Source organism: Paractinoplanes rishiriensis (assembly GCF_016862375.1).
In the GTDB taxonomy this organism is placed as follows: Bacteria; Actinomycetota; Actinomycetes; order Mycobacteriales; family Micromonosporaceae; genus Actinoplanes; species Actinoplanes rishiriensis.
Window position 1 is genome coordinate 22,413 of sequence record NZ_BOMV01000003.1, and the last position, 9,453, is coordinate 31,865.

At 72.0% G+C, this 9,453-nt stretch carries 8 protein-coding genes; 2 read left to right on the forward strand and 6 right to left on the reverse strand.

Annotated elements, in window-relative coordinates; all coding sequences use genetic code 11:
- Positions 1-118: 118 nt before the first annotated feature.
- Entirely contained in the window at positions 119-748 is a 630-nt protein-coding gene (locus tag Ari01nite_RS01705; protein ID WP_203778731.1) for an adenylate/guanylate cyclase domain-containing protein, read from the reverse strand.
- A 182-nt stretch (positions 749-930) separates the two neighbouring features.
- Between Ari01nite_RS01705 and Ari01nite_RS01710 the strand changes: the two genes are divergently transcribed.
- Positions 931-3,738 carry a helix-turn-helix transcriptional regulator gene (locus Ari01nite_RS01710; RefSeq protein ID WP_203778732.1) on the forward strand — a complete coding sequence of 936 codons (2,808 nt, stop codon included), beginning with the start codon at positions 931-933 and terminating at the stop codon, positions 3,736-3,738.
- Between the two features lie 159 nt (positions 3,739-3,897).
- Positions 3,898-4,674 (forward strand): DUF5995 family protein, encoded by a 777-nt coding sequence (locus Ari01nite_RS01715; protein ID WP_203778733.1) that lies wholly within the window; start codon positions 3,898-3,900, stop codon positions 4,672-4,674.
- Between the two features lie 51 nt (positions 4,675-4,725).
- Here the strand turns inward: Ari01nite_RS01715 and Ari01nite_RS01720 are convergent, their stop codons facing one another.
- The 5 genes from Ari01nite_RS01720 to Ari01nite_RS01740 all read right to left on the reverse strand — a co-directional run bounded on the left by Ari01nite_RS01720 (position 4,726) and on the right by Ari01nite_RS01740 (position 8,965).
- Positions 4,726-5,184, reverse strand: coding sequence for a hypothetical protein (locus Ari01nite_RS01720; protein ID WP_203778734.1), 459 nt, complete (start codon positions 5,182-5,184; stop codon positions 4,726-4,728).
- A gap of 35 nt (positions 5,185-5,219) precedes the next feature.
- Positions 5,220-6,575, reverse strand: a complete 1,356-nt coding sequence (locus Ari01nite_RS01725; RefSeq protein ID WP_203778735.1) for a HAMP domain-containing sensor histidine kinase — start codon at positions 6,573-6,575, stop codon at positions 5,220-5,222.
- Positions 6,568-7,251, reverse strand: a complete 684-nt coding sequence (locus Ari01nite_RS01730; protein WP_203778736.1) for a response regulator transcription factor — start codon at positions 7,249-7,251, stop codon at positions 6,568-6,570. Before Ari01nite_RS01730 ends, Ari01nite_RS01725 begins: the two co-directional genes overlap by 8 nt.
- Before the next feature lie 7 nt (positions 7,252-7,258).
- Entirely contained in the window at positions 7,259-8,470 is a 1,212-nt protein-coding gene (locus Ari01nite_RS01735; RefSeq protein WP_203778737.1) for an RNA polymerase sigma factor, read from the reverse strand.
- Between the two features lie 84 nt (positions 8,471-8,554).
- The gene (locus Ari01nite_RS01740) at positions 8,555-8,965 is read right to left on the reverse strand and encodes a YciI family protein (RefSeq protein ID WP_239162404.1); all 411 of its coding nucleotides are present in this window, start codon (positions 8,963-8,965) and stop codon (positions 8,555-8,557) included.
- Positions 8,966-9,453: the final 488 nt, after the last annotated feature.

Sequence of the window (9,453 nt, forward strand, 5' to 3'; positions counted from 1 at the left end):
TAACCGAGCCGTGACGGGCCCGACGAGCCGCGGGATAATAACGGCAAAAGGCCCAGCTGGTGAGGCAACACACGGCCGGTGCCCCCGGTCCCGGGCGGGACCGGGGGCAGCTCACGACTCAGGCAGCGGCCGCTCCGCACAGCTGCGGTACCGCCGCCGGGAACCGGTGCGGCGGCAGCGCGCGCCACAGGTCCAGCGGGTACGGCTTGCCGGCCACCCGCACCGGCGGCAGCTCCTGATAGGCGATCGAGTCGCCGGTCGCCGTCTGGGTGGTCGCGCAGACCACCACGGTGTTGTGCGGCGCGTACGCCTGCAACCGCGCGGCCGTGCTGACCACGCTGCCGCTGATCATCCCGTGTCCGAAGTCGCGGGTCGCGACGAGATCGACGATCACGTCGCCGGTCGCCAGCCCGACCCGGGTACGGACAGCGAACCTGCCGGCCAGGAGTTGCCCCCTCAACGCCTCCTGGACCGACAGGCCCACCCGTACCGCCGCAGCGGCCACTTCCGGGCCGAAGCCCGTCTTCCCGGTGCCGAAAACAGCCATGACCGCGTCGCCGACGTACTTCTCGACCACGCCCCCTCCGTCACGGACCACCTCGGACACGATCGAGAAGTAGTCGCGCTGCAACGCGCGAACCACCGCACAGTCCAACTGGTCGACCAGCGAGGTGAACCCCACGATGTCGATGAATAGGACGGTGACGGTCTGACGCCGCTCCTGCTCCGCCATAGCGATTGCGGTCATGCCTTCTCACACTCCCCCAAGTTTCAGTGCTTGCCCCGGGGAGAAACGGTGCCAGCCGATGTCCACTTCTGGATCGTCAGAACGACGTATCTCTGACAGCGGACGCGCCGGTCATTTTTGTGACGCAGAACAGACCGAACCGACGAGAACGTGCCAGGTCGATTCAGATTAGGGTGACCTTCATGGCCAGCGAGGGGGACGACGGTCCGCTTGTCGGGCGCACCGACACGCTTGCCGAGGTCCAGTCCGACCTGCGTAATGTCGGCCCCGGCGGTACCGCGGCGGTGTTCGTCACCGGTGAGAGCGGTGTCGGGAAGAGCCGGCTGTTGCGGGAGACCGCCCGGGCGATGCATGCCGCGGGCGCTGCCGTGCTGTCCGGAGTCTGTCTAGATATTGGCGATGCGTCCCCTTTGCACCCGGTTCTCCAGGCCTTGCGGCAGTACGACCATGAAGTGCAGCACTTCGACCCGGTGGGGCCCGATGCCCTGCTCGACCGGGTGTCCCGCGAGCTGCGCGCGGTGGCCGACGGCCGGCACCTGCTCCTGGTCCTCGACGACCTGCAGTGGGCCGACCGCAGCACCCGCCAGCTGCTCCTCTACCTGCTCGCCGGCCTCGGCGACATCCGGCTGTCGGTGCTGGCCGCGGTGCGGGCCGAGGCGCTGCACGGCGCCCACCCGCTGCGCCGGGTGCTGGCCGAGTTGCGCCGGCTGCGCTCGGTCAAGGTGGTCGACCTGGCCCCGCTCGACCGGGCGCAGACCCTCGAACTGGTCAACGCGATCGCCGACGACACGGTCGAGCCGGAGGACGCCGAGCGGGTCTACAAGCGGTCCGGCGGCGTCCCGTTCGTGGTCGAGGAACTGGCCCGCGACCTGCGCGACGGCCGGGTCGAGCTGTCCGACACGCTGCGCGAGATCTTCCTGTCCCGGGTGGCCGAGCTGCCGCCGAACGCGTACGCCGTGGTGCACGCGATCGCGGCCGGCGTCGAGCCGGTCGAGCACGAGGTGCTCGCCAAGGTCACCCGGCTGAGTGAGGACGAGCTTCTGGAGGCCGTACGCGCGGCGGTCGCGCAGCGGTTCGTGACGGCCACCGACGGTTATCGCCTGCGGCACCGGCTGGTCGCCGAGATCCTCGAGGCCGAGGTGCTGCCGGCCGAGGCCACTTCGCTGCACCGCCGCTACGCCGAGGCGCTGGAGGCGGCCGGCACGGTTGACCACGCCCGGCTGGCCCACCACTGGCAGAAGGCCGGCGAGCCGGCCCGCGCGCTGCCGTCGGTGGTGGCTGCCGCCCGGTCCGCGGAGCAGCTGTACGGCTTCACCGAGGCGCACCGCTACTGGTCGCTGGCCCTCGACCTGACCACCGACGACGTGCCGGAACGCACCGAGCTGCTGGCGCACGCGGCCGAGTCGGCGCACCTGTGCGGCGAGCACGTGCGGGCGCTGTCCCGGCTGGCCGAGCTGGCCGGACGGACCGACGCCCCCGGCACCTGCGACCTGCACCTGCGCCGGGCGCGCTACCTGGCCGCGGCCGGCCGGTCGGCGACCGCCGAGGTGGAATACGAGCTGGCCCTGCAGGCGCCGGACTGCGCACCCCGGCAGCGTTCGTCGGCCGCCGCGCACCTGGCCGAGTTGCTGCTGCACCTGGGCCGGTACGCGGACGCCAACGCCCGGGCCCGGGAGGCGCTCGACCAGGCCTCGGTGGACGGTTCCACCGCCGACCTGGTGCGGGCCAGCGCTGCGCTGGGCTTCTCGGCCGCGTTCCGCGAAGACCCGGACGCCGGTCTCGCCGTCATCCGGCACGCCGTGGAGATCGCCGAGCGCTCCGGCCACCCGGACGACCTCGGCGTGGCCTACCTGCATCTCGCCGAGCTGCTGGCCGGTCCGCTCAACAACGTCGAGGAGGGAGTGCTGGTCGCCCGCCGCGGCGCGGAGCGGCTGGCCTCGCTGGGGGTCGGCCGCACCTACCAGACCCGCCTGCTCGCGATCGCCGGCAACGGCCTGTTCCGGGTCGGGCAGTGGGCCGAGGCCGACGCCGTGCTCGAGGCCGCCATGCAGCACCGGCCGTCCGGCGCCGACGCGGTCGAGCTGCTGCTGGCCCGCTGCCGGCTCTGGGTCGGCTTCGGCGACGTCGACGCCGCGCACCGTGACCTGGACGCGGTGGCCACCCTGCTGGCCGGCGGCGGCGCCCGGCATGTGCTGCCGATGCTCACCCTGCGTGCCGGCCTGGCGATGTGGCAGGGCGAGCACGCCAAGGCCCGGTCCGCCGTGCAGCGCGGCCTCACCGAGACCCGCTCCGACGACCTGGTGCTGCTCGGCGTGCTGGCCTGGCACGGGCTGCGGGCCGAGGCCGAGGCCCGGGCGGCCGGCGGCCCGGTCGATCCGCTGGCCCTGCGCCGGCTACGCACCGTGGTGGGCCGGATGGCCGAGGGCGTGGGCAACGCGGCCGCGCCGGTCCGGGCCGTGATCGACGGCTACATCGACCTGTGCCATGCCGAGATCAGCCGGGTCGAGGACCGCTACGACCCCGAGCCGTGGATGCGCGCCGCCACCACCTGGGACCGGCGCAACCAGCCCTACCCCGCCGCGTACGCCCGCCTGCGCCGGGCCGAGGCCGCTTTGCACCGCAAGACCCGCCGGCAGGCCGCGATCACCGCGCTGCGCGAGGCGTACGCGACCGCGATCGCGATGGGTGCCCGCCCGTTCGCCGCCGAGATCGTCGCGACCGCCCAGAAATACCGGGTGATGCTCGCCGACGACGCCGACACCATCGCGATGACCCCGCCCGACCCCGATCCCGGTGACGAGTTGGGTGCGCTCACCCAGCGCGAGCGCGAGGTGCTGGCCGCGGTCGCCGAGGGCCTGACCAACCGCGAGATCGGCGAGCGGCTGTTCATCAGCGAGCGCACGGTCGGCGTGCACGTCGGGCACATCTTCGACAAGCTTCAGGTGCGCACCCGGGTGCAGGCCAGCCGGGTCTTCCTGACCGCGGCGTGACCTTTTCGTTATCTACGTACGACGAATACGTCGTTCTACCGATCCCTACGTAAGTCGTCGGTGCGAGGCTCATTCCCACGGGGGAGCACCGCCCGGCGACAAGCCGTCGACCGGGCGGTGCTGGGGCCCTCCGTTCGCTAATTTGCCGTGGAGGATCCGATGAACCAGTCGGTCTGGGGTCCGGTGCAGCAGGAGATGTCGGAACTGCTGCAGTCGCACCCCGACGACGTACCCGCCGTGGTCGACCAGCTCACGAAGTTGCAGGACATCCTGGGCCGCGTCCCGCCCCTGCTGCGGGAAAACCCGCTCTGCGACTTCAACAAGCTGTACCTGACGATCACCGAGGGTGTGCTCGAGCGGCTGTACGCCGGCAGGTTCAGGGATCCGGCGTTCCTGTCCCGGCTCGACGTCGAGTTCGCGGCCCGCTACTTCGACGCGCTGCGCGCCTGGGCCGGTCCGGAGACCAGTCCGCACTGCCCGCGGGTGTGGTCCGGCCTGTTCCAGCGCATCCCCGGCCCGGACTGCCGGCCGCTGCCGGCCGCCTGCGCCGGCGTCAACGCGCACATCAACTTCGACCTGCCGTTCGCCCTGGTCACCACGTTCGACCACCTGGGCAGCGACCCGCTCGACGACAGCGACCAGCACTACGACTACCTCCAGATCAACGAGATCTTCGACGACTCCATCCCCGGCCTGCGCCGCGGCTACCTGGTCAAGTGGCAGTTGCTGATCGACACCATGAACGGCTGCTTCGACGACTGGTGGCAGGGCGAGGCGGTGGAATACACCCGCAACGTGGCCTGGCGCAACGCGCAGCGGCTCTGGAGCGTCCGGCACGACATGAACGCCACCGACAAGGAGCGCACCCGCCTCGACCGTACCGCCGCCGACCTGGGCAAACTGCTGCTGTCGCCGCTCGGTGGGTTCCTTCAGTAGGCATTACTGAGATGCCGCGGCCCGTCCCGGGGGAGGCGGGCCGCGGCCCAGCTACCGGATGACGATCAGCCGCGCCACGCTCCGGTCGCCGTCCTTCACCCCGGCGATGCCGATCTCGGCGCCGGTCTTGACCGCGGAGATCTCGACCTGCTTCCGGTCCTGGACCACCCGCAGCTTGTCGCCGAGGACCCAGGTGAGCGCGAAACCGTCCGACGACCGAACGGAGACGCTGTCCGCACCGGCGGCGGTCACCGAGCCGCGCTGGACCACCACGGTCCGGACCTCGTTGTCCCGGGTCTGGACGGCCACCTCGCCGTGCAGCGTGTTCTTTCGCAAAAACTTTTTGAGGGTACGGGGCGGCGCCTGGCCGGCCTCCGCCGTCTCGAATCCGACCTGCTGGAGTGCCACCGCCGCGTCGGCGACGTCGGCCGCCGTGTCCGCCGTCCCGCCGCCGCAGCCGGTCAGCGCCAGGACACCGGTGAGCCCGAGGGCAACAAGAGTTCGTCTCATGGCACCGATCGTCGGCCCGGGACGACAGCCCCGGGTCAGGGCTGTGTTCGGGTTGGGTAAGGAAGCTCCACGGTGAACATCGCCCCGCCCTCCGGCGCGTGGCCCGCGGTGATCGTGCCGCCGAGCCGGGTCACCAGCCGCGCCGCCAGGGCCAGTCCGAGTCCGCTGCCCACCTTGCGGACGCCGCGGTAGCGCCGGTTCAGCGCACCGCGCTCGAACGCGACCGCGAGGTCCTCGTCGGTGAACCCCGGCCCGCCGTCGCGCACCTCGACCACCGCCGCGGAAACGCCCGCCCGGGCCGCCAGCACCAGCGGGGCGCCGGCCGGCAGCACCCGCAGCGCGTTCTCGCACAGCCCGTCGAGCACCTGCCGGATGCGGCCCGGATCGGTCTGCACCAGCAGCGGCTCCGGCGGCGCCTCGACCCGGAGCGCGGGACCGTCCGGTGTGCACCGCGCCGACCAGGCCTCGCCCGCCGTGCGTACCAGCTCCGAAAGATCGACCGGAACGACGTCGAGCGGCAGGTCGGCCGCCTCCAGCCGGGCCAGCACCAGCAGGTCCGAGATCAGCCGGTCCAGACGCTCCGACTCGGCCAGCATGGTGGCGCCCGCCTTCGCGGCCCCGTCCGGACCCACCACACCGTCGGCCAGCGCTTCGGCGTACCCCCTGATGGTGGAAAGCGGCGTGCGGAGCTCATGCGAGACGGAAAGCAGGAAGTCACGCTCACGTCCCTCGCTGACCTGCAATGCGGCAGCGAGCTGGTTGAGCGCGTCGGCCAGCTCGGCGGATTCGGCCGGTCCCCGGCGCGAGATGCGCACCGAGCGGTCGCCCGCGGAGAGCTTGCCGGCCGCGCGCGCCGCCAGCCGGATCGGGCGCGCGATGAAGCGGGCCAGCACGGCACCGGCGGCGATGCCACCGGCCAGGCCGGCGAGGAGGGCGATCCAGATGCTGTCCAGGACGCGGCCGAAGGTGCCGGAGGCGGCGGTGCGGGTGAGCACCACGCCGCTGTCGTTGCCGGAGAGCGGCCGCCCGACAACGAACGAGGGCCGGCCGCCGACCATGCCCCGGGTGTTGACCGTGCTGCCGGCGGCCACCTGCCGCACCACCCGGGCCGGCAGACCGGGCCGGTCCACCACCCCGCGCCGGATCAGGTAGACCTCGACGTCGTTGCGGCGCAGCTCGGAGACGATCCGCTCGCGCGCGGCCGGTCGCTCGGCCGCCAGCAGCTCCACCACGATCCGGCTCTTCTCCACCAGCTCGGCGCGGACCTGGGTGTTCAGCTGCCGGATCGCGACCGGCACGGCGACCATCGCGGTCACGATCACGGCGACCACCGCGGTGGCGGTGGTGACCAGCACGACCCGGCCGGTCAGGGACCGCAGGAAGTCACGCATCGGCGGTGTAGCCCACCCCGCGCACGGTGCGGATCAGGGTCGCGGCGCCGCCCAGTTTCGCGCGGACCTGCGCCACGTGCACGTCGACGGTGCGGGTGCCGGCCGCCGACGCGTACCCCCACACGCTGGCCAGCAACTCCTCCCGGGTGAACACCCGGCCCGGCCGGCCCAGCAGGTGCCCGAGCAGGTCGAACTCGGTCGGCGTGAGGGCCAGCGGCACCCCGTCCACGGTGACCAGCCGCCGCCCCGGGTCGAGCGCGACCGGCCCGAGGGTGCGCACCCGGCCGCCGTCCGGTGGCCCCGCGGCCCGGCGGAGCAGCGCCTTGACCCGGGTGACCAGCTCGCGCGGGCTGAACGGCTTGGTCACGTAGTCGTCGCCGCCCAGCTCCAGCCCGAGGATCCGGTCGACCTCGTCGTCGCGGGCGGTGAGGAAGATGACCGGGGTCCAGTCACCGTCCGCGCGCATCCGCCGCACGATCTCGGTGCCCTCCAGCCCCGGCAGCGCGATGTCCAGGATGCAGGCGACCGGCCGCAGCCGGCGCGCGGCGGCCAGACCGGCGGTGCCGTCGTGCTCGACGTGCACGCCGAACCCGTCCCGGCTCAGGTAGAGGCGGACCAGGTCGGCGATCGGGCGCTCGTCCTCGACGACGAGAACCAGGCCCTTGGTCTCGGTCACCGTCCCATCATGCCGGTCCGGGCGGACCCGCGATGTTCGAGCTCGGTAAGGCCTGCGCCCGGCCCTCCAGGTAGCGGCGTTCGGGCCGGCTCGCGGTCATCCGGGCGGCGGCCAGGAAGGCGGACCGGGCCTCGGCGTGGAAGCCGGCTCGCTCCAGCAGGTGGGCGCGGACGGCCTCGACCCGGTGGTTGCCGGACATCCGGTGGTCGCCGTCCAGCTCACCGAGAACGGCGAGGCCGGCGAGCGGGCCCCGGGTGCGGGCGACCGCGACGGCCCGGTTGAGGGTGACCACGGGTCCCGGCGAGATCCGGTCGAGCACGTCGTACAGGGCGAGAATCTGCGGCCAGTCGGTCTCCGCGTCGCTCGGGGCCTCGTCGTGCAGGGCCGCGATGGCGGCCTGGACCTGGTACGGCCCGAGCGGTCCCCGTCCCAGATGGGCGGAGACGAGACCGACGCCTTCGGCGATCTGCGACTTGCTCCACTGCGAACGGTCCTGCTGATCGAGGGGCACCAGCTCACCGTCGTTGGTGGTACGCGCGACGCGCCGCGCGTCGGTGAGCAGCATGAGGGCCAGCAGTCCCGCGGTCTCGGTGTCGCCCGGCATGGCGGCCACCAGCATGCGCGCGAGCCGGATCGCCTCCGCCGTGAGCTCGCCCCGCTCCAGGTTGGTGTACCCCTCGTTGAAAATCAGGTAGAGCACCTGCCGCACCACGTTGATCCGCTCGGCCCGCTCCTCCGCCCGCGGCGGCTCGAACCCGCGCGAACTGCGCCGGATGGTCTGCTTGGCCCGGCTGATCCGTTGCGCCATGGTCGCTTCCGGCACGAGGAAGGCGGCCGCGATCTCACCGGTGGTGAGGCCACCCACCGCACGCAGCGTGAGGGCAAGCTGCGACGGCGGCGACAGCTCGGGATGCGCACACAGAAACAGCAGCGCAAGGGTGTCATCCCGATCCGAGACCGCGGAACCTGTCTCCTTCAACGTGACTTCAACCTCGCGGCGCCGGCGAGCGCTGTCACTGCGGAACTCATCCACGAGCCGCCGCGCCGCGACCGAGGTGAGCCAGGCTTTCGGATTCTCCGGGACGCCTTCCCGGGGCCACTGGAGCGAGGCCGCGAGGAGCGCCTCCTGCACGGCATCCTCAGCCGCGTCGAACTGTCCGTAGCGCCGGACCAGCCCGCCGAGCACTTGCGGGGCCAGTTCCCGAAGCAGCCCTTCCACGCGGCCCTGTCCTTTCCTCGGTCGGCGCTCGGCGGGCCGGCCCGTTCTCCGGGCGGCCCGCCCATTGGCCCGTTCAGGTTGGCGTCACTGTTCCGACGGGCCGTCCGGAACCTCGCGCAACTCGACGCGCTCGGCCCAGACGACGACGCGCCCCGCCAGCTCGATGGCCCGCTTCTCATCCGCCACGTCGAACACCCAGAATCCCGCCAGCGCCTCCTTGGCCTCCGCGAACGGCCCGTCGGTGACCACGACCTGCCCGTCCACCAGGCTCACCGTCTTGGCAGTCCTGGGAAACGCCAGCCCGCGGGCCTCCACCAGCTCCCCGGACTTCTCCAACTCCGCGTTGAAGTCACCCATGAACGCCATCATTCCCTGAACCCACTCCGGCGACCGAACCGCCATCATGTCGTCCGCGTCCCCGAACATCATCAGCATGTACTTCACGAAAACCCCTCCCAACAAGCTTCCTGTCGCCCCGTAGTCGGAGCGCTCCACCCCGTCTCGACATCCCCAGAAAATTTTTCCGCCGCCGCCTGCTCTCCCCGCCCACCGCGATGCTGGCAGCAACACCCAGCCGGTCACCGACCAAGAGCAGCAAACCCCACCGCGGCCCAACTTCACCGCCCCGGCGATAACCGCTACCGCTACCGCTACCGCTGCCGGTCGTCGACCTGGCTGACCGCTTCACCATGATCAGCAAGGCGGATCCTGTCCCCGACCGTGCTCGAACCATCAATCGGTATATCTCACCCTATTTCGGGTTGGGCGCTGCACACGATGCGACTTGTGGAACTCCGGTCCCGGCGGGCAGAAGCTCAACAAGATCGCCGCAGGGGGGCGGAGTCACGCCGACAGGTGCCACCAGCGGTGCGGGCCGAGAAGCCGCCGCCGGGTCACGCCGAGAAGCCGCCAACAGGGCCACGCCGAGAAGCCGCCAACAGGGCCACGCCGAGAAGCCGCCAACAGGGCCACGCCGAGAAGCC